The 20,147-nt window shown below is 54.8% G+C and carries 16 protein-coding genes; 7 read left to right on the top strand and 9 right to left on the bottom strand.

Annotated features, from left to right (window positions below):
- The first annotated feature begins 49 nt into the window (after positions 1 to 49).
- A complete protein-coding gene (gene recG / locus ACLL9E_RS05430; protein WP_411290721.1) occupies positions 50 to 2,110 on the top strand; it encodes an ATP-dependent DNA helicase RecG in 2,061 nt (686 codons plus the stop codon).
- Here the strand turns inward: recG and ACLL9E_RS05425 are convergent.
- Positions 2,107 to 2,430: a PilZ domain-containing protein gene (locus tag ACLL9E_RS05425; RefSeq protein WP_411290720.1), complete on the bottom strand. Its 324-nt coding sequence runs from the start codon at positions 2,428 to 2,430 to the stop codon at positions 2,107 to 2,109. The genes recG and ACLL9E_RS05425 overlap by 4 nt on opposite strands.
- A gap of 94 nt (positions 2,431 to 2,524) precedes the next feature.
- Positions 2,525 to 3,751, bottom strand: coding sequence for a tyrosine--tRNA ligase (tyrS, locus tag ACLL9E_RS05420; protein WP_411290719.1), 1,227 nt, complete (start codon positions 3,749 to 3,751; stop codon positions 2,525 to 2,527).
- A gap of 32 nt (positions 3,752 to 3,783) precedes the next feature.
- On the opposite strand from tyrS, the gene ACLL9E_RS05415 reads away from it, so the two are divergent.
- Together ACLL9E_RS05415 and ACLL9E_RS05410 are read left to right on the top strand one after the other, a co-directional pair.
- A complete protein-coding gene (locus ACLL9E_RS05415) occupies positions 3,784 to 4,344 on the top strand; it encodes a DOMON-like domain-containing protein (protein WP_411290718.1) in 561 nt (186 codons plus the stop codon).
- A complete protein-coding gene (locus tag ACLL9E_RS05410) occupies positions 4,341 to 5,540 on the top strand; it encodes an exo-beta-N-acetylmuramidase NamZ domain-containing protein (protein WP_411290717.1) in 1,200 nt (399 codons plus the stop codon). Before ACLL9E_RS05415 ends, ACLL9E_RS05410 begins: the two co-directional genes overlap by 4 nt.
- Here ACLL9E_RS05410 and ACLL9E_RS05405 read toward each other — a convergent pair.
- Positions 5,537 to 6,721 (bottom strand): vWA domain-containing protein, encoded by a 1,185-nt coding sequence (locus tag ACLL9E_RS05405; protein ID WP_411290716.1) that lies wholly within the window; start codon positions 6,719 to 6,721, stop codon positions 5,537 to 5,539. The genes ACLL9E_RS05410 and ACLL9E_RS05405 overlap by 4 nt on opposite strands.
- Positions 6,722 to 6,863: 142 nt before the next feature.
- Here ACLL9E_RS05405 and ACLL9E_RS05400 point away from each other — a divergent pair, with 142 nt between their 5' ends.
- Positions 6,864 to 8,258: a methyl-accepting chemotaxis protein gene (locus ACLL9E_RS05400; protein WP_411290729.1), complete on the top strand. Its 1,395-nt coding sequence runs from the start codon at positions 6,864 to 6,866 to the stop codon at positions 8,256 to 8,258.
- 16 nt (positions 8,259 to 8,274) lie between these two features.
- Here the strand turns inward: ACLL9E_RS05400 and ACLL9E_RS05395 are convergent, their stop codons facing one another.
- The 6 genes from ACLL9E_RS05395 to ACLL9E_RS05370 form a co-directional block, all read right to left on the bottom strand.
- On the bottom strand, positions 8,275 to 9,120 hold the full coding sequence (locus ACLL9E_RS05395) for an AAA family ATPase (RefSeq protein WP_411290715.1): 846 nt from the start codon (positions 9,118 to 9,120) through the stop codon (positions 8,275 to 8,277).
- Between the two features lie 90 nt (positions 9,121 to 9,210).
- Complete coding sequence (locus ACLL9E_RS05390) at positions 9,211 to 9,909, bottom strand: DUF6975 family protein (RefSeq protein WP_411290714.1); 699 nt, start codon at positions 9,907 to 9,909, stop codon at positions 9,211 to 9,213.
- 226 nt (positions 9,910 to 10,135) lie between these two features.
- On the bottom strand, positions 10,136 to 12,142 hold the full coding sequence (rpoD, locus tag ACLL9E_RS05385) for an RNA polymerase sigma factor RpoD (RefSeq protein WP_411290728.1): 2,007 nt from the start codon (positions 12,140 to 12,142) through the stop codon (positions 10,136 to 10,138).
- A gap of 51 nt (positions 12,143 to 12,193) precedes the next feature.
- Positions 12,194 to 14,050: a DNA primase gene (gene dnaG / locus ACLL9E_RS05380; protein WP_411290713.1), complete on the bottom strand. Its 1,857-nt coding sequence runs from the start codon at positions 14,048 to 14,050 to the stop codon at positions 12,194 to 12,196.
- Positions 14,051 to 14,132: 82 nt separating this feature from the next.
- Positions 14,133 to 14,453, bottom strand: coding sequence for an endonuclease domain-containing protein (locus tag ACLL9E_RS05375; protein WP_411290712.1), 321 nt, complete (start codon positions 14,451 to 14,453; stop codon positions 14,133 to 14,135).
- Positions 14,454 to 14,582: 129 nt separating this feature from the next.
- A complete protein-coding gene (locus ACLL9E_RS05370) occupies positions 14,583 to 15,035 on the bottom strand; it encodes a GatB/YqeY domain-containing protein (RefSeq protein ID WP_411290711.1) in 453 nt (150 codons plus the stop codon).
- A 271-nt stretch (positions 15,036 to 15,306) separates the two neighbouring features.
- On the opposite strand from ACLL9E_RS05370, the gene carA reads away from it, so the two are divergent.
- Genes carA through carB form a run of 3 tightly spaced genes read left to right on the top strand, consistent with a single transcriptional unit; the run spans position 15,307 to position 20,119 of the window.
- Positions 15,307 to 16,563, top strand: a complete 1,257-nt coding sequence (carA, locus tag ACLL9E_RS05365) for a glutamine-hydrolyzing carbamoyl-phosphate synthase small subunit (RefSeq protein WP_411290710.1) — start codon at positions 15,307 to 15,309, stop codon at positions 16,561 to 16,563.
- Entirely contained in the window at positions 16,560 to 16,790 is a 231-nt protein-coding gene (locus ACLL9E_RS05360) for a DUF4177 domain-containing protein (protein ID WP_411290709.1), read from the top strand. Before carA ends, ACLL9E_RS05360 begins: the two co-directional genes overlap by 4 nt.
- Positions 16,790 to 20,119 carry a carbamoyl-phosphate synthase large subunit gene (carB, locus tag ACLL9E_RS05355; protein ID WP_411290708.1) on the top strand — a complete coding sequence of 1,110 codons (3,330 nt, stop codon included), beginning with the start codon at positions 16,790 to 16,792 and terminating at the stop codon, positions 20,117 to 20,119. The genes ACLL9E_RS05360 and carB overlap by 1 nt, the downstream gene beginning before the upstream one ends.
- The last annotated feature ends 28 nt before the right edge of the window (positions 20,120 to 20,147 follow it).

Raw genomic sequence — 20,147 nt, 5'->3', positions numbered from 1 at the left:
TTTAAGCTTGTGGTGTGAAATGATTTGCGGGTTATAAGCGGCCCTAGTCATGCGTCCCGATATACTCAATCCGTTATTTGCAGAAGTGCGCGCCTTAAAGGGAGTCGGGCCGGGTCTGGCAAAACCATTGGAACGGCTCGGTTTGGAGCGCGTGAAGGACGTTTTGTACCATTTCCCTGCCAGTTGGACGTATCGTAAGGCAGTCTCCCGACTGGATGTGGCAGATGTCGGCAACAATATCATTTTGGCAGTCACCGTCATGGATCACCGAGGCGGAAGCAGTCCGCGCGCGCCACTGCGGATTTTCGCTGCTGACGCCGATGGGAACTACCTGACCCTCACCTTCTTCGGCCGGAACGGCGGTTGGGCGAAAAAACAGCTTCCGGTGGGCGAAACACGTATCATATCGGGCAAGCTTGACCGTTATGGTGACGAATTGCAGATGGTCCACCCCGACCACGTGGTGCCAATAGGCAGCGATGCCTCGCCGGGCCTCGCTGAGCCGATCTACCCTCTATCTGATGGTCTCACCAACAAACGCATGGGCCAACTGGCTACAACGTCGTTGCAAGACGTGCCGGATCTTGCCGAATGGATCGAGCCCAGCTTGCTATCCAGCCGTGGATGGGCAGGATGGTCGGCGTCGATTAACGCGGTGCATTTCACGGATGATCAGGCTGCCCGAGACAGGCTTGCTTATGATGAGCTGTTCAGCAATCAACTCGCGATGCGTCTGATCCGGGCGGCGATGGACCGCAAGGCGGCGGTGCCGGTGCGGGGTGATGGTTCGTTGTTGTCAAGGCTGCAGTTACCATTTGCCCTGACACTTGCGCAGCGACGTGCGATAGCCGAGATCGAGAGCGATTTGGGCCAGTCTCGGCCCATGCTCCGGTTGCTGCAAGGCGATGTCGGGGCAGGCAAGACGATGGTTGCACTCATGGCACTTTTGCGGGGCGTTGAGGCCGGAATGCAATCAGCGATGCTTGCCCCCACCGAAATCCTGGCGCGGCAACATTATGCCAGCCTTCAAAAGCTGCTCTCCGGGCTGCCAATCAACATTGCGATTTTGACTGGGCGTGAAAAGGGCAGCTTGCGCGAAGCGACATTGATGGGGCTCGCCGACGGGTCGATCCAAATTCTTGTCGGCACACACGCAATATTTCAGGAGGCTGTGACCTATAAAGCGCTCGCCGTGGCGGTGGTCGATGAACAGCACCGCTTTGGTGTATCGCAACGCCTTATGCTCTCACGCAAGGGCAGGGGCGTGCCGCATCTTTTGGTGATGACGGCAACGCCGATACCGCGCAGTCTTGCGCTCGCAGCTTATGGTGAGATGGACAGTTCAATTCTCGATGAACTTCCCCCCGGAAGAACGCCAGTGGAGACGCGCGTCATGTCGCAGGAGCGACTAATTGAACTGGTCGACGGGGTTGCGCGTCATTTGGCGGCCGGGAAACAGGCATTTTGGGTATGCCCGCTTGTTGAAGAAAGCGACAAAAGCGATTTGGCTGCTGCCGAGCAACGCGCCGAGCAGCTCCGGCTACGCTTCGGAGATCAGGTTGCGCTGGTCCACGGGCGGATGCGTGGGCCGGAGAAAGACGCCGTTATGGAGCGCTTTGTTGCCGGACAAACGCGTTTGCTTGTCGCGACCACGGTTATAGAGGTCGGGGTCGATGTACCCAACGCCAGTCTTATGGTGATTGAGGCTGCCGACAGGTTCGGACTTGCGCAGTTGCATCAGTTGCGTGGGCGGGTCGGCAGGGGATCCGAAAAATCGGTATGCATTTTGGTACGCAGCACCCAAATTGGCGAGACTGCGCGCGCGCGGTTGGCCCTGATGCGCGAGACCAATGACGGTTTCCGGATTGCCGAAGAGGACCTGAAACTGCGCGGGGCAGGTGAACTGCTTGGCACCCGCCAGTCTGGTGAAAATCCGTTTCGGGTCGCTACGCCAGAGCAGGTTCGCGCATTGATCGGCGTTGCGGCCGATGACGCGCGCCTTTTGCTTGATCGTGACGGAGGTTTGGACGGCAGTCGCGGGCAGGCCGCCAGGATAGCTCTCTATTTGTTCGAACGCGACGCTGGGGTAGCCACGTTGCGCGGTGGTTAGCGGCCCTTGGGTCCAATCACGTCAAGCAGTGCAAGGAAATCGGGCAGGCGCAATACCCGTTCAAACTGAAACCCGGCCCGGTTTTCAACGGTCCAGATCACAAGCGCTTCAATGCGTCCGATAATCGGCAGACGCAGCTCAACCCGTTCCCCGCGCTCGTAACCAGGATTATTGTCAATCATGAAGCCATGCGCAGAGACGTTCACAATATGGATATTTCGGTCACCATGCGTTCTGCTTTCAGCAATAACCTTGTGATCCGCACGGTGACGTGCCGCCCTGCGTAAATCCAAATCTGAATCCTGTAAGGCTTGCGCCATAGCATGCTATCCCGTGCACTCGTGAACTGAAATGACAAGTTACGGTCAAGTTGCAAACAATTCGTAAAGCCGCGCACCGCATTGGGCAGGCTGCCTATAAGAAGTTGATTAGTCCGTGTTTTTTCTTTCCAACCGATATTTTTATGGGGTCTGATTGGGCGGAAATGATGGTATTTTCGTCAATTACAGCATCACCGTCGATGCGAGCCCCGCCCCCCTGGATCATCCGGCGGGCCTCTTTTTTCGACGTAACGAAATTCAATGCAACCAATGCGTCAAGGACCGAAATGTCTCCCGACGCGTCGATTGCGGGGAGATCACCGCCGCTTGTGCCTTCTTCAAATGTCTGCCGCGCGGTGTCGGCCGCAAGGATAGCCGCCTCCGCGCCGCGGCACAATTCGGTCGCTGCGTTGGCCAGCGCAATTTTAGCTGCATTTATTTCGGAACCGCTAAGCGCTTCGAGCCGGGCAATTTCGTCAAGTGGCAGATCCGTGAACAACCGGAGGAAACGACCCACGTCACGGTCGTCTGTGTTCCGCCAAAATTGCCAATAATCATAATCGGGCAATTGTTCGCGATTTAGCCAGATGGCACCGGATACAGACTTGCCCATTTTTGATCCATCCGCCTTGGTAATCAGCGGCGTTGTCAGCCCGAATACTTCCATGCTGTCCATACGGCGGGCGAGTTCAATGCCGTTGATGATATTGCCCCATTGGTCGGACCCACCCATTTGCAGGCGGACGCCCATATTTTTGGACAGATGCCGGAAATCATAACCCTGAAGGATCATGTAGTTGAATTCGAGGAAGGTCATCGGCTGTTCGCGCTCAAGCCGCAATTTCACTGAATCAAAAGTCAGCATTCGGTTGATGGTGAAATGCGTTCCGACCTGCTGGAGCAATTCGATATATCCAAGCTTGCCCAGCCAATCATGGTTGTTGACCATGATCGCATCGGTCGGACCGTCGCCGAATGTGAGAAAGCGTTCGAAAGCCGAGCGGATGGAGTTGATGTTTGCCTCAATTACCTCATCGGTCAGCATCTTGCGGACTTCGTCCTTGCCCGTCGGGTCGCCAATCCGGGTGGTTCCGCCGCCCATGACGACCACAGGCTTATGTCCTGCTTGTTGCAACCGGCGCAGCAACATGATCGACACCAAATTGCCCACATGAAGCGATGGCGCCGTTGCATCGAAGCCGATATAGCCCGGCACAATCTCTTTAGTTGCCAACGCGTCGAGCGCAGGCGCGTCGGTCGTTTGGTGGATATAGCCACGAGCATCAAGCAAGCGGAGGAGATCGGATTTATAAGCAGTCATAGCGCGCCCGCGCCTAGCATGGAGTTTCGAGATTGGCCAATATTTCGATGTCGGAAGTTCAGTTGCTCTGCCATCCCCAGTCAGATGCCGGTGGCGTTACTGGGGTCAATGCCAGTATTACCCGGGTAGGTCGCGGTGAAATTCAAGTCGTTTACCGCGTTTCCGGCGCCGTGAGAGAACTTGAAGTTCCGGCCCAAACACAGCCACATCGTGTTGACGGTTTATGGAAAAACACGTGTTTTGAAATATTTATCAAGCAACCTGACGAAGAAATATATCTTGAGCATAATTTTTCTCCCTCAAGTCAGTGGGCGGTATATCAGTTTAGCAACTATCGGCGCGATATGGTTGAAGTGGCGACAGCCGCTCCAGAATTCATCGTTGAGCGGCAAGACATCGACTTGGTCATTTCCGCTAGTTTTTATCTGCCCGATGAATGGCAGGAGAGCGACTTGCAAGTTGGCCTCAGCGCCGTTTTGGCCACCAAGATCGGAAACAGGTCCTATTGGGCTTTGGTCCATCCGGAAGGGGATCCCGATTTTCATCATAAGGATTGCTTTGCTTTAGAACTGAAGGCACCAAGCGCGGCATGAAATTCGGAATTGATCGTTTATTGAGCGACGCGGCGCTGCGCGCGCCGCTTAAGGGCAAGCGTGTTGCGTTGCTGGCGCATCCTGCATCTGTGACCGCCGACCTCACCCATGCGTTGGATGCGCTGGCTCCTTTGCCAGAAATCAATGTTACTTCGGCTTTCGGACCGCAGCATGGCCTGCGCGGAGACAAGCAGGATAATATGATGGAATCGCCGGATTTTATGGATCCGGTCCACAATGTTCCTGTGTTCAGCCTTTATGGTGAGGTCCGCCGCCCGACTGCCGAATCGATGGATACATTCGATATCATATTGATCGACATGCAAGATTTGGGGTGCCGAATTTACACCTTCATCACGACGTTGCTCTACATGCTTGAGGCCGCTGCAGAACATAAAAAGGCAGTTTGGGTCCTTGACCGACCAAATCCGGCCGGACGACCTGTCGAGGGCCTTACACTGCTTTCTGGATGGGAAAGCTTTGTTGGTGCTGGTCCAATGCCCATGCGGCATGGCTTGACGCTGGGTGAACTTGGCCAGTGGTTCATCGATCATTATCACATTGACGTGGATTATCGCGTTATTGCGATGGAGGGGTATGCACCGGATGCTGGGCCCGGTTTTGGCTGGCCAGCAGACCGGCTATGGATCAACCCAAGCCCCAATGCCGCCAACATCAACATGGCACGCGCTTATGCCGGTACCGTTATGCTGGAGGGTACGACTTTGTCCGAGGGCAGGGGCACCACGCGGCCACTGGAGATTTTTGGCGCACCCGATATTGACGCGCGTATGGTGATCGCAGAAATGCAGAGGTTCGCACCGTCATGGCTGAACGGGTGCCGTTTACGCGAAATCTGGTTCGAGCCGACTTTCCACAAACATGTGCATCAGCTTTGCCATGGCGTGCATATCCATGCCGAAGGTCCATGCTATGACCATCAGGCGTTCCAACCTTGGCGTTTGCAGGCGCTGGCGTTCAAGGCGATCCGTCGGCTGTATCCTGAATACCCGCTTTGGCGCGATTTTCCCTATGAGTATGAGTTCGGGAAGCTGGCGATTGATGTCATCAACGGCGGACCTGCGTTGCGGGAATGGGTCGACGCAAAGCACAGCACCGCAGATGAATTTGACGCCATGACGTCAGTCGACGAACAACAGTGGCAGGACGATCGCAAAAAATACCTGCTGTATTAATGCCCGTGTTTGCGGCTTAGCTCGCGCATCGCATCATCAAGGCCATCCAGCGTCAGCGGATACATCCGGTCGTTCATCAGTTCCTTGATGATCTTGGTGGACTGCGAATATCCCCATTGCTTTTCAGGTACCGGGTTCAACCAGACGGTTGCAGGGTAAGTGCTGTTGATGCGGTTCATCCAGACGGCGCCAGACTCCTCATTGAAATGTTCGACTGAACCGCCCGGATGGGTAATCTCGTACGGACTCATCGAAGCATCGCCTACCATCACGACCTTATAATCATGCGGGAATTTGTGCAGCACGTCCCACATGGGCGTCCGCTCGCTGAAGCGGCGCTTATTATCTTTCCAAACGCCTTCATAGGGACAATTGTGAAAATAGAAAAACTCTAGATTTTTGAACTCACTAGTAGCTGCACTGAAGAGTTCTTCACACAATTTGATGAACGGGTCCATCGATCCACCGACATCCAGCATCAGCAGCACTTTAATCGCGTTGCGGCGTTCGGGACGCATTTGGATATCGAGCCAACCCTTGCGTGCGGTACCGTTGATCGTGCCCTCGATATCCAGTTCTTCGACAGCGCCATCGCGCGCGAAACGGCGCAGGCGACGCATAGCAATTTTGATATTTCGCGTGCCAAGTTCCTTGCTATTGTCAAGATTCTGAAACTCGCGCTTGTCCCAAACTTTTACTGCGCGCTTATGTTTGGATTCGCCGCCTATACGGACACCTTCGGGATGATAGCCGGAATTGCCATAAGGCGACGTCCCGCCAGTGCCGACCCATTTATTACCGCCCTGATGGCGCTTTTCCTGTTCCTCAAGCCGCTTTTTCAGCGTCTCCATCAATTCATCCCAGCTGCCCATTTTCTCGATCTTCGCCATTTCCTCGGGCGAGAGATATTTTTCGGCAATGGCTTTCAACCAGTCTGCGGGAACGTCGACCGGGTTTTGGCCATATTCGGTAAAAATACCTTTGAACACTTTACCAAACACTTGATCGAAGCGGTCAAGTAGTGCCTCGTCTTTGACTAACGTCGTGCGGGCGAGATAGTAAAACTCTTCAGGGCTTTGACCAATGACATCGGCGTCGAGCGCGGCGAGCAAGGCCAAATGTTCCTTGAGCGATGCCGAGATGCCCGCACTTCGCAACTCTTCCATGAATGAGAAAAACACCAGCGGGCTCCTGTTTAATTAACTGATTAAGCTTTTGGCGGTTCATGGAGTGGACGTCAACATCCGCTGGTTAACTCGGTGATAACCAAATTGCCTTACGCCCGTCCCGACTGCGGACAATTGGGGTGGCTAATCGGTGAAAATGGAAAAAATCGCATTGACGGAAAATCAGTGGATCCGCGAGACGGCGCGCATTTGCGGCGACGTTACGGTGGGTTGCAGCGAAGCTGCGGGTGTTCTGGAAAAAGCTTTGCAATCCGCAGATTGGCTTAAAGCGCGCCACGGAGAGTTGACCGAACTGACATCAGGTTTGGATGCAGACATTGCGGAAGCGACGCAAGCGACACGCGAAGCCCGGAATTTGGCTGAATCTGCTGTCACCAAGCTCATGACCGGACATGACACTGTTCAACTCTCGCTTGCCAGTTTCTCGGAGCTTGTAACGCTGATTGTAAACCTTGGACCGCACATCACTGGGTTTGCCGCTGCCATGGAGCAGGTGAAGCGGGTTTCACAGTCGATCGATTCGATCGCGCGGACCACCAATATGCTTGCGCTCAATGCAGCAATTGAGGCGGAGAAGGCGGGCGCAGCAGGGCAGACATTCGCGGTGGTGGCAGCAGAGGTGAAGAAGCTTGCCCACGATACGCGGCGGGCTGCCGTGGAAATAACTGGTACAGTCAACTCACTATCGCATGAGGCAGCCAAATTTGTCGAACAGATTGAAGACGGAATTGCCACAAGTGGCGCGGCGCAACAGCAATTTTCCAGTCTTCAGGAGCTCATCCACGGTGTGAGTGACGTGGTCGCCCAAGTTGGAGATCACAACCGCGAAATTGCCGAGAGTACAGCGCAAATCCATCGTGGGCTGATCGATTCACAAAAAGTTCGCGATGCTGTTGCCAAGGCAAATGTCGAAATGTTTGCAGCGGTTGGAAATGCGCACAGCCAGATTGAAAACCTGGAAGAGCAAGCCAACCGCATGTTTGACAATATTGTTCACAGTGGGCTGTCACAACGCGACACGGAATTTGTCGCACGTGCTCAAATTGAAGCCGGGAAGATTGCGAAGATGACCGAAGCGGCCATTGCCAATGGCTCGCTTGACGCCGAATGCCTTTTCGATACCCATCTAGTGCCAGTTGCCGGCAGTAATCCGCCCCGTTTTACAACGCGGTTGACGTCATGGGCAGAGCGGCATTGGCGACCGTTACTTGAGGCCGTCAAGCAGAGCAATCCGGACGAAATTATGTCCGTGGTGTGCACGAGCCGCGAAGGTTTCTTGCCCGTTCACTTGATGGAATTCTCGCAAAAGCCCACGGGAGACATCGCACATGATACCAAATATTGCCGCAACGGGCGCGTGCTGCTTGAAGGTATCGACCTTGTGGCAAAGGCGAGCGAACAGGATTATATGATGGCCGTCTATCGCCATGAAGGCGATGGACAGACATATAAGGTTGTGCGCAATGTCTACGTACCGCTGCGAATTAACGGCGTTCGCTGGGGCGATCTGGAACTTGCGTACAGCGTCTGACGCTGAATATTTTCCGTTAGTTGTTAGGTCGGCGGGCCATGAATGCGAGCCGTTCGAACAACATGATGTCCTGCTCGTTCTTAAGCAACGCACCATGCAGTGGAGGAATTGCTTTCGTCGGATCACGCGATTGCAGCACGTCCAGTGGCATATCCTCGTGGAGCAGAAGCTTTAGCCAATCGAGTAACTCGCTGGTGCTTGGCTTTTTCTTGAGGCCGGGCACGTCCCGAACATCATAAAAAATATCCATTGCCTTGGAGACGAGCATTTTCTGAATACCTGGAAAGTGCACATCAATAATCGCCTGCATCGTCGTGCGATCCGGAAACTTGATGTAGTGGAAGAAGCAACGCCGCAGAAATGCGTCGGGCAATTCCTTTTCATTATTTGACGTAATGATAACGATTGGCCGTTCTACCGCCTTGATGGTTTCCTGCGTTTCGTAAACGAAGAATTCCATCCGATCGAGTTCCTGCAACAAATCGTTGGGAAATTCGATATCGGCCTTGTCGATTTCGTCGATTAGCAAAACTGGCAATTGTGGCGCAGTAAATGCCTCCCACAACTTGCCCTTTTTTATGTAGTTTTTGATGTCATGGACGCGTTCGTCACCCAATTGGCTATCGCGCAACCGGGCCACTGCATCATATTCATAAAGGCCTTGATGCGCCTTGGTTGTGGACTTGATATTCCATTCGATCAGCGGTGCACCAAGTGCAGTCGCAATTTCCTGCGCGAGCACAGTTTTGCCCGTACCGGGTTCGCCTTTGACGAGTAAAGGCCGGCGCAGCTTAGTGGCTGCGTTAACGGCGACCTTCAGGTCGTCGGTGGCGACATAATTATCAGTGCCTTCAAAGCGCATGGACGAACCCCGTTTGTTAATCGAACGGTTAATTCGTTAAGTGGCCGCATCAAGATATGCAATATAATATTCAAATCCGTCGCTATTGTCTCACCCGGCCAGCGTTTCGACGTGGCGGGCGACGATGAGTTGCCACAATCCGCGCTGCTGCGCGAGTGTCTGGTCCGCACCAAAGGCCATGGCGCGCCGATATCCGACATCAGGGTTTAATTTTTCCGCCAGCTGCTGGCATTCCAAAACCGAGGGTAAAACCAAAGATTTTGGCATCAGTCCCATTTCTTGTGCGACGATGTCCAGCAGCGGCCGCGTTTGGTGCCAGTCGAGTACAAATGCAATTGCCGCACCAGATGAACATCCTTGCCGGCCAGAAGTCGCGAGCATTTGAAAATTTTTCGCCTGACATTCGACAAGAGAGCTGATTTTGTCCTGGCCGGGTAATCTGCGGATCGGGCCAGCGGTGACCGTAAGCTTGTATAGATAAATGCGCTCGGCCAACATACCATCCATGGCTTTCATCAGCCACGGCTGCGCCGCATCATCCGCATTTTGTGAAGCATATTCAATCAAGCCGGGATGGCGGCCATGCAAAATATGCATGAAATGGGAAATATCGGCCAACAACGCGGCCCGGGCATTTTTTCCCGGGGAACGTAAAGGGGGGCGAAGCGGCCCGTCGTTGAGAAAATGGACAAGTGGGGCGACCACAGACCAACTACCGTCAACCAATATATTTCGCACGAACGTGCTGCCCAGGCCATCTGGAGCCGGCGGCCGTGCTAAATGGTCCATATGTTCTTCCTCCAGCTTACGCGGGCGTCTGGACACACCTAATCTGGACGAGGTAACGAAAAGTGTTAAACAATTGGTTTACAAGCAAGATTTTCTGTTTATCTCGACAAAATGACAAGCGTTTGGCGGGCAGCCTCGCTAGGGCTTCAAAATTTCAATGATGCAAAAAGAAATGGACCCAATTCTTGTAATCAAGAAAGGATCCATTTCGAATTTAATGCGGGATTTACTGGTCGAGGAAGCTGCGCATTTTGCGACTGCGGCTTGGGTGCTTCAATTTGCGCAAAGCCTTGGCTTCAATCTGACGAATACGTTCGCGCGTCACGCTGAATTGCTGCCCGACTTCTTCAAGCGTATGGTCGGTGTTCATGCCGATCCCGAACCGCATGCGCAGAACACGTTCTTCACGCGGCGTCAGCGATGCAAGAACGCGCGTCACCGTCTCTTTCAAGTTAGCCTGAATCGCGGCATCCACAGGAATAACTGCGTTCTTATCCTCAATGAAATCGCCCAAGTGGCTGTCTTCTTCGTCGCCAATAGGCGTTTCAAGGCTAATCGGCTCCTTGGCGATTTTCATCACCTTGCGCACTTTTTCAAGCGGCATGGAAAGGCGCTCGGCCATTTCTTCAGGCGTTGGCTCCCGGCCCTGTTCGTGGAGGAATTGACGGCTAGTGCGGACCAGCTTGTTAATCGTCTCGATCATGTGAACCGGAATACGGATGGTACGCGCCTGATCTGCAATCGAGCGGGTAATTGCCTGACGGATCCACCACGTCGCATAGGTGCTGAATTTGTACCCACGGCGATACTCAAACTTATCCACCGCCTTCATCAGGCCGATATTGCCTTCCTGAATGAGGTCGAGAAACTGCAAACCCCGGTTTGTGTATTTCTTGGCAATTGAAATTACGAGGCGCAAATTTGCCTCGACCATTTCCTTCTTCGCAATCCGCGCTTCGCGCTCGCCCTTTTGCACCATGTTGACGATGCGGCGGAATTCACCAAGCGACATGCCTGTGTTTGCCGCGATGTCGGCGATTTCGCTGCGGATACGTTCCACACTTTCGGCTTCATTGGTTGCGAACGCGGTCCATTTCTTGTCGATATTTGAAACATCTGTCAGCCAGTTTTCGTCGAGTTCGTGACCCATATAGCTGTCCAGGAAGGCCTTGCGCGGGACCTTGTGCCGTTCGGCAAGGCGCAGCATCTGTCCGCCAAGCGCGGTCAAGCGCCGGTTGAACGAATAAAGCTGGTCAACAAGATACTCGATCTTGTTGGCATGGAATTGAACACTCTCAACTTCTGCGGTCAATTCTTCACGTAATTTGTGATACTTATTTTCGGAAGCTGTGGAAAAATCTTCACCAGCATTCAAGGCACGCATCCGCTCTAGCTGGACGTTTGAGAATTTCTTGAACAGCGACGTAATCTTGGCAAAACGTTCAAGCGCGGCAGGCTTCAACGCTTCTTCCATTTGCGCGAGGCTGAGGGTGTTGTCTTCCTCTTCTTCTTCGACAGGGCGCGTACGCCGCTCGGTCATGTCGTCGTCGTCGTCGCTTGCCGCTTCGGGCTCGTCTTCGACTTCTTCTTCCTCTTTGTACGATGGCCCAGCGGTTTTCTCGCTGATTTCGCCGTCGCCTTCCTCTTCGCCGTCTTCGGTCAGCGATTCAGGCGCAGGTTCTTTGGACAGCATCGCGTCAAGGTCGAGAATTTCGCGCAACTGCATTTCGCCGTCATTCAACGCGTTCGACCAGTCAATGATAGCGTGGAACGTGATGGGGCTTTCACACAAACCCAAAATCATCGTGTCGCGACCAGATTCAATACGCTTTGCAATGGCAATTTCGCCTTCGCGCGAAAGCAGTTCAACCGCACCCATTTCGCGCAAGTACATGCGCACAGGGTCGTCGGTGCGTTCACCAGTGCCGGTTTTCTTGATGGTATTCGTAAGTGAGCGGGGATCATTTTCGGAGATATTGTCGATGGTTTCGACTTCTTCCTCCTGCTCCTCCTCGCCGTCTTCGCCGGCTTCGTCATTTTCAACGATCTGCACGCCCATATCGTTAATCGCCGACATAACGTCTTCGATTTGTTCAGACGACATCTGATCCTGCGGCAAGGCAGCATTCAGCTCGTCATAGGTCAGGAAACCGCGACGTTTTGCTTTTGCGAGCAGCTTTTTTACGGTCGCATCGTTAAGATCAATCAGCGGAGCATCGCCATTTTCAGTCATATCTTCTTCGTTTTCGTTTGCGCGACTTGCCAAAATAAATCCCCGATACTTTTATAAACTGTCCGCATCACGCCGAAAGAATTCGATGATGCGGTCGTCAAATGCCTTTTTTTCGTGTCGCAACCGTTGCTGTTCGGCAAAAGTTTCTTCAGTCATTTCCAAACTCGCCAACCGTGTGGCGCGTTCCAAAGCTTCTTCCAGCGCAGGACGCTGCTTCATCAGCCTGATTGCTTCACCCAAATCTTTTGAAGCGCTGGATAATCCGTCGCCCCCCGTACCGAACTCTTCGCGATTAAAGGCAAAGACTTTGCCATTGCTGTGGAGGAGTGCCGACGCGACATTATACAACTTCTCGTCCAATATGGTAATTAACCCGTCTGTATCAAGCGATTCTTTGGCAAAAGATTCGTCGAGCATTATGTTTAGCAATGTCGCGTGATTCGCGTCAGGCGGAATGAAACCACTCAACGCTTCATGATGTTGTCTGATAAGCGCTGGATGCCGGAGCAATGCGCCCAGGATACCCTGAACCAGAAAATCCGAACCCTTGGCGTTGAAACTCTTTGTTTCTGCGCCTGGCGGAAGAATTTGCGGCTTGCGCCAGTCGCGCTTGGAACCGCGCACAAAGGGCGTAAATGGCGTGCTGCGACGCGGGGCGAAAAGCGCGTCAAAACGCTCGCGAAAGGCATCCGCATAATGACGCCGGATTTCAGTGTCAGCGATATTTGCCATATGACCACCCAGACGCTGTTTAAGGCCCGCACGGTCCTCAGGAGTATCAAGTGGCCCTGCGGACACCTCTGCCCTCCACAGCCTTTCTACAAGCGGCTGAGGGGCATCCAGAAGGTCTGACAATGCTTTTGCTCCCGACGTCTTGACCAAATCGTCCGGGTCTTGTCCTTCAGGTAGGGTCACAAACTGAAGACTGTGCCCCGGTTTGAGTAACGGTAGCGCGCGTAAGGCCGCACGCATCGCCGCTTTTTGGCCGGCTGCATCACCGTCAAAACACAATGTCGGTTTTTCCGTCATGCGCCAAAGCATCTGGATTTGTTGTTCAGTCAGTGCTGTCCCAAGGGGCGCAACGGCGTCGCCAAAGCCTGCCTGAGCAATAGCAATTACGTCCATATAGCCTTCGACGACAATCACGCGCCCTGTCTGCCGCGCAGCAGGCGAACATTTGTCCAAATTATAAAGCGTGCGTCCCTTGTCAAACAGCGGTGTGTCGGGGGAGTTAAGATATTTGGGCTCGCCTTCGCCCAGTATCCGCCCGCCAAATGCGATCACCCGCCCGCGCGGATCGCGGATCGGGATCATCAATCGCCCGCGAAACCGGTCGTAAGGTGCCTTACCGTCTACGCTAATCAGCAAACCCGCCTCAATCAACATGGGTTCGCCAAACTGCTTCAGGGCGGTTTTCAATGCAGATCGGTTATCGGGCGCGAGGCCAAAGCCGAAGTCGCGAATAGTGTGTTCGGTAAAGCCGCGCTGTTTAAGATACCCGCGCGCAGCGGCGCCTTCAACGCCAAGCAAATGCGTTACAAACCATTCCTGGGCTGCCGCCATGACGTCATAAAGACTGTTCGCTTTCTCGGCCCGTTGCGCGGCTTGCGGGTCGGGGGCAGGGACGTCCATACCGGCTTCGGCGGCGAGTTCCTTGATCGCGTCCATGAACGACAGGCCGCGCTGGTCAGTCATCCATCGAATGGCATCACCATGCGCGGAACAGCCGAAGCAATGGTAGAAACCCTTTTCATCGTTGATCGTAAAACTTGGCGATTTTTCATTATGGAACGGACAGCATGCCTTGAATTCCCGTCCGGCCTTTGTGACCTTAACGGTGCGGCCGATTAATGACGACAGCGTTGTACGGCCGCGCAGTTCGTCAAGCCATTGCGGGGTTAGGGTCATTTGGGGGTTTCCGTGGGGGCCCACCCCCGACCCATTAGGGGAGGGGACGATGATAATGATGCGCTATCGGTACGATTATAATTCATGAGTTCCCCTCCCGCAGGCGGGAGGGGCTAGGGGTGGGCAACGGCATCTCGGCCAAAACCTGACCAATCATCATGAGCACCCCCTCCAGATTTTGCAAGACATCCTCGTTCGTAAATCGGAGCACCCGATACCCCTGCGCTTCGATCAACTTTGTTCGAGCTTCATCATACGCCACTCTTACATCATGGGAAGGGCCGTCGATTTCCACTACCAGCCTTGCCGAGCGGCAAATGAAATCTGCGAAATATGGACCAACGGGCATTTGGCGGCTGAACTTAAATCCATTCAGTTGGCTTTTTGCCAAATTTTGCCACATTTTGATTTCAGCTGGCGAAGCCTGTCGCCTCAGATTGCGCGCGCGCTGCGTGTTCCGGGGATTGAACTGTCTTTCCATCAGTATCAGTTGCCCACCCCCAACCCCTCCCGCCTGCGGGAGGGGAGCTTATTAACCCAAAGCCGCCTTCACCAAAGCGCTGGCCTTGCTCATGTCCAGTTGCGGCCCGTGGCGCTCCTTCAGCGTCGCCATCACGCGGCCCATATCCTTAAGCGATTCCGCCCCTAGCTCGGCCTTGATACCCTCAATCGCAGCAGTCGTTTCCGCGTCGCTCAACTGCGCAGGGAGGAAGTCCTCTATGATCGCAAGCTCCGCCGCCTCAACAGCAGCAAGCTCGGCACGACCGCCTTGTTCATAGAGTGCAATCGACTCGCGGCGCTGTTTGATCATTTTCTGCATCACTTCGACAACCATGGCGTCATCGTCGGGCTGCTGCGACGCAGTGCGCAATTCGATATCGCGGTCCTTGATCTTGGCGAGTATCAGGCGCACGGCGGCGAGGCGGTCCTTTTCCCCGGCCTTCATGGCAGTAATCTGTGCGGCTTTAATCGTGTCTCGAATCATATTTGGTTCCGAATTTTTGATGATGCAGGGTGTTAGACCAACATCCAAATTCCGTCACCATGAACTTGATTCAGGGTCGATCTCGCAGCCTATGCAGAGCTTGAGAGGACAAATGGACCCTGAAACAACTACAGGGCGACGGCTGAAGGCCCAAACGGGTGTAAACATTCCACAGCTTTCTCCATTTCCGGATTGACGCTGCGGCATGGCATCTCTAGGCGCGGTGCCTTAGCGACATTGCTGTTTTCCGTTTCACAGGAGCGACCCCATCATGGCCGACCCCAAATCTTCGCGCGCGCCTTCTGGAGCGACGGGGGTATTGGTTCTGGCATCGGGTGAAGTCGTCTGGGGCCGTGGCTTTGGTGCCGAAGGTCAGGCTGTGGGCGAGGTGTGTTTCAACACCGCGATGACTGGGTATCAAGAGGTGATGACCGACCCGTCATATGCCGGGCAGATCATTAACTTCACTTTCCCGCACATTGGTAATGTCGGCACGAACCCCGAAGACGTTGAGGCGCTGAACCCACATGCCTTGGGCGCGATCGTGCGGCAGGATGTAACCGATCCGTCGAATTTCCGCAGTACGCAGCATTTTGACGCATGGATGAAGGCGAATGGCCGCATCGGCATATCCGGGGTTGATACCCGCGCTTTGACCCGGTTGATCCGCGTCGCTGGCGCGCCCAACGCGGTGATTGCGCATTCGGCGAGCGGCGATTTCGATGTGCCAGCGATGTTGGCGCGGGCGAAGGCCTGGGCCGGACTTGAAGGCATGGACCTCGCCAAGGATGTCACCACATTGCAGACTTATGGTTGGGATCAGGGGCTTTGGACGTTGGGTGGCGGGTATGCTTCTCCCTTCCCGCAGGCGGGAGGGGCCGGGGGTGGGCTTCCACCTGCAATCTCACAAAGTTCGCCTTCGGTCCACCCCACCCCTAACCCCTCCCCCCTGCGGGAGGGGAACAAGAAACCAAAAGTCGTCGCCATCGATTATGGCATCAAACACAATATCCTGAGGAACCTCGTCGACACCGGCTGCAACGTCACCGTTGTCTCCGCCACTGCAACATTCGAGGAAATCATGGCGCATGCCCCTGACGGCTTGTTCCTGTCGAACGGCCCGGGAGATCCTGCCGCAACCGGCGCATATGCCGTGCCGGTGATCCAGCAATGGCTGGAAACCAAAAAGCCGTTGTTCGGGATTTGCCTTGGCCACCAGATGCTTGGCCTTGCGGTAGGTGCAAAGACCGAAAAGATGCATCAGGGCCATCGTGGTGCAAACCATCCGGTCAAGCGCCTCAGCGATGGTGCGGTTGAGATCACCAGCATGAACCACGGCTTTGCAGTCGACGCCGCTACGCTGCCCGCTAACGCAAAGGCGACGCACACCAGCCTGTTCGACGGCAGCAATTGCGGCTTCGAACTCGCCGACCAGCCCGCGTTTTCGGTGCAGTATCACCCAGAGGCTTCACCCGGCCCGCAGGACAGCCATTATCTATTCGAGAAATTTGCGGGGATGATGGAATGACACCTGCGGACTCACAGCGGAAATGGGAATATCTTGTTGTCCAATTTATCGGCAGCATCTGGAAAAGCATTGGGGAATGGGATCGTCCTGAATTAAGTGATCTCAATACGGAGCAGATGCTAAACCATTTCGGAGCCTCGGGCTGGGAATTGGTGATGATTGGTCCTGTCCACAACAGCAGTGGCGCTCCGTCCGCTGCTTATACTTTCAACGGACAGGTAATTTAATGCCCAAACGCACTGACATAAAATCGATCCTCATCATCGGCGCTGGCCCCATCATCATCGGGCAGGCGTGCGAGTTTGATTATTCGGGGACTCAGGCGGTGAAGGCTTTGCGCGAGGAGGGCTATCGGATCATCCTCGTCAACTCCAACCCAGCGACGATCATGACCGACCCCGATCTGGTGGGTGAGGGCGGCGCGACGTATGTTGAGCCGATTACCCCTGAAATCGTTGCCAAGATCATCGAAAAAGAGCGCCCCGACGCGGTATTGCCGACGATGGGCGGGCAGACTGCACTCAACGTGGCACTCGCTTTGTTTAACGACGGCACGCTGGCGAAATATAATGTCGAGATGATCGGGGCCGATGCCGAGGCTATCGACAAAGCCGAAGACCGGATCAAATTCCGCGATGCTATGACCAAGATCGGGCTGGAATCGGCACGTTCGGGCATTGCACATAGCTTGGATGAGGCGCTTGAGGTTCTGGAACGCACGGGATTGCCGTCGATTATCCGCCCAAGCTTCACCATGGGCGGCACCGGCGGCGGGATTGCATATAACCGCGACGAGTTTGTCGCTATTGTCACAGGCGGCCTTGATGCATCGCCGACGACGGAAGTCCTAATCGAGGAATCGCTGCTCGGTTGGAAAGAATTTGAGATGGAGGTTGTCCGCGACAAGGCCGACAACTGCATCATCATCTGCTCCATCGAAAATGTCGACCCGATGGGCGTGCATACTGGCGATTCCATTACCGTCGCACCTGCCTTAACGCTGACGGACAAAGAATATCAGATCATGCGCAACGCGAGCATCGCTTGCTTGCGCGAAATCGGTGTAGAAACAGGCGGCTCGAACGTACAGTTCGCGGTGAATCCAGCCGACGGACGGCTGATTGTCATTGAAATGAACCCGCGTGTTTCGCGTTCATCGGCGCTGGCGTCAAAGGCGACGGGCTTCCCAATTGCGAAGGTTGCGGCGAAGCTGGCGGTCGGCTACACGCTGGACGAGATTACCAACGACATTACAGGCGCAACGCCGGCTTCGTTTGAACCGACGATCGACTATGTCGTTACGAAAATCCCGCGTTTCGCTTTTGAAAAGTTCAAGGGCGCCGAGCCTTTGCTGTCGACCGCGATGAAGTCGGTGGGCGAAGTGATGGCGATTGGACGCAACATCCATGAAAGCCTGCAAAAGGCGCTGCGCGGGCTGGAAACGGGGCTGTCTGGGTTCAATTATATTGACGCGCTCAAGGGCGCATCGAAGGACGAGCTTTCCGCCGAATTGAGCCGCGCGACGCCTGACCGGTTATTGGTTGCGGCGCAAGCGTTGCGCGAGGGCATGAGTGTGGCCGAGATTCACGCGATTGCGAAGTTCGATCCGTGGTTCTTGGAGCGGCTTGAGGAAATCATTACTGCCGAGACCGACGTCAAGACAAATGGCCTGCCAAACACCGCCGAGGCACTTCGTCGCCTGAAGGCCATGGGCTTTTCGGATAAGCGCCTGGCGTATCTTGCCCTCGAGTCAATCAACGTGCGTCCCGGTATGGAAACGGCCGTTCGTCGTGGCTCGGGCATCGCCATGCAGGCCGCGCGCGCAATGGCTGGTGCGGTCACGGAAGATCAGGTGCGAGCGATGCGACACAAATTGGGTGTGCGCCCGGTCTTTAAACGCATTGACACCTGCGCGGCAGAGTTCGAGGCAAAGACGCCTTATATGTATTCAACCTACGAAGCGCCGAGCTTTGGCACGCCCGAATGCGAGAGCCAGCCAACGGACCGTGAGAAGATCGTTATCCTGGGCGGTGGTCCGAACCGGATCGGGCAGGGGATCGAATTCGATTATTGCTGTGTCCACGCGTGCTTCGCGCTTGCCGATGCTGGCTATGAGACGATCATGGTCAACTGCAACCCGGAGACGGTCTCCACCGATTATGACACATCGGACCGTCTGTATTTTGAACCACTCACAGCTGAAGATGTTCTGGAAATCCTGCATGTGGAGCAGCAAAATGGCACGCTGAAGGGCGTTATCGTGCAGTTTGGCGGACAAACGCCGCTGAACCTCGCCAAGGCATTGGAAGCGGCGGGCATCCCGATTTTAGGCACATCGCCCGATGCCATCGACTTGGCCGAGGACCGCGAACGTTTTGCTGCGCTTGTCAACAAGCTGAAGCTCAAGCAGCCGGAAAACGGCATTGCCCGCAGCCGGGAAGAAGCCATCAAGGTTGCAGAAACAATCGGCTATCCTGTCCTGATGCGGCCTTCTTATGTACTTGGCGGCCGCGCGATGGAGATTGTCGATACGCAGGCACAGCTCGAAAATTACATCCAGACCGCAGTGATCGTCTCTGGCGACTCGCCTGTGCTCATTGACAGCTATTTGCGTGACGCGATTGAGGTCGATGTCGACGCACTGTGCGATGGTGACGAAGTCGTCGTCGCAGGCATCTTACAACATATCGAGGAAGCGGGCGTTCACAGCGGCGATTCCGCCTGCACCATACCGCCCTACAGCCTGCCAGCCGACATCATCGCTGAAATCCGCCGCCAGACTGAACTGCTTGCAGTTAATCTGCATGTCCGCGGCCTGATGAATATCCAATTCGCGGTGAAGGATAATGAAGTTTACCTGATCGAGGTCAATCCGCGCGCCAGCCGGACGGTGCCATTCGTTGCCAAAGCCATTGGCGCACCGATCGCTAAAATTGCCGCGCGCGTCATGGCGGGTGAAAAGCTGAAAGACTTGCCGCCAGTCAATATCGACATCGATTATATCGCAGTGAAAGAGGCAGTGTTTCCTTTTGACCGCTTTCCCGGCGTTGACCCGGTGTTGTCGCCCGAAATGAAGTCAACCGGCGAAGTCATGGGCATCGACCGCGATTTTGCGACGGCCTTCGCCAAATCGCAAATCGGCGCGCGCATGCCGCCACCCATGAGCGGGAAGTTGTTTGTTTCGGTCAAGGATACGGACAAGCCGGTGATCGTGCCCGCTGTCCGGCAAGCTATCGAATGCGGGTTCACCGTCTGCGCGACGGGCGGGACCGCGGACTATTTGCTTGCGCAAGGCATACAGGTGGAACGCGTGAACAAAGTGGCGCAAGGCCGTCCGCACATTGTCGACAAAATCAAGGATGGCGATATCCAGCTTATCTTCAACACCACCGAAGGCTGGCAAAGCCTGAAGGACAGCGAAGAAATACGCCGTTCGGCGCTGGTGGGCAAGGTTTCGCAATATACAACGGCCGCCGGAAGCGTCGCAGTTGCACAGGCGATTGCAGCGCTTCAACAACGGCAACTTGAAGTTCGGCCACTTCAGGACTATTATTAACCCGAGCAGTATCTTTCCCCGACCATTG

The sequence above is a fragment of the Sphingorhabdus sp. genome (genome assembly GCF_046596595.1).
Taxonomy (GTDB): Bacteria; Pseudomonadota; Alphaproteobacteria; order Sphingomonadales; family Sphingomonadaceae; genus Sphingorhabdus_B.
This window is presented reverse-complemented; position numbering and strand designations above follow the sequence as displayed.

What these genes read in the sequence shown, in the direction of transcription:
- recG (WP_411290721.1), top strand. Translation starts at nt 50, where the DNA reads ATGCGTCCCGATATACTCAATCCGTTATTTGCAGAAGTGCGCGCCTTA.
- ACLL9E_RS05425 (WP_411290720.1), bottom strand. Translation starts at nt 2,430, where the DNA reads ATGGCGCAAGCCTTACAGGATTCAGATTTGGATTTACGCAGGGCGGCA.
- tyrS (WP_411290719.1), bottom strand. Translation starts at nt 3,751, where the DNA reads ATGACTGCTTATAAATCCGATCTCCTCCGCTTGCTTGATGCTCGTGGC.
- ACLL9E_RS05410 (WP_411290717.1), top strand. Translation starts at nt 4,341, where the DNA reads ATGAAATTCGGAATTGATCGTTTATTGAGCGACGCGGCGCTGCGCGCG.
- ACLL9E_RS05400 (WP_411290729.1), top strand. Translation starts at nt 6,864, where the DNA reads ATGGAAAAAATCGCATTGACGGAAAATCAGTGGATCCGCGAGACGGCG.
- ACLL9E_RS05395 (WP_411290715.1), bottom strand. Translation starts at nt 9,120, where the DNA reads ATGCGCTTTGAAGGCACTGATAATTATGTCGCCACCGACGACCTGAAG.
- ACLL9E_RS05390 (WP_411290714.1), bottom strand. Translation starts at nt 9,909, where the DNA reads ATGGACCATTTAGCACGGCCGCCGGCTCCAGATGGCCTGGGCAGCACG.
- rpoD (WP_411290728.1), bottom strand. Translation starts at nt 12,142, where the DNA reads ATGACTGAAAATGGCGATGCTCCGCTGATTGATCTTAACGATGCGACC.
- dnaG (WP_411290713.1), bottom strand. Translation starts at nt 14,050, where the DNA reads ATGACCCTAACCCCGCAATGGCTTGACGAACTGCGCGGCCGTACAACG.
- ACLL9E_RS05375 (WP_411290712.1), bottom strand. Translation starts at nt 14,453, where the DNA reads ATGTGGCAAAATTTGGCAAAAAGCCAACTGAATGGATTTAAGTTCAGC.
- ACLL9E_RS05370 (WP_411290711.1), bottom strand. Translation starts at nt 15,035, where the DNA reads ATGATTCGAGACACGATTAAAGCCGCACAGATTACTGCCATGAAGGCC.
- carA (WP_411290710.1), top strand. Translation starts at nt 15,307, where the DNA reads ATGGCCGACCCCAAATCTTCGCGCGCGCCTTCTGGAGCGACGGGGGTA.
- ACLL9E_RS05360 (WP_411290709.1), top strand. Translation starts at nt 16,560, where the DNA reads ATGACACCTGCGGACTCACAGCGGAAATGGGAATATCTTGTTGTCCAA.
- carB (WP_411290708.1), top strand. Translation starts at nt 16,790, where the DNA reads ATGCCCAAACGCACTGACATAAAATCGATCCTCATCATCGGCGCTGGC.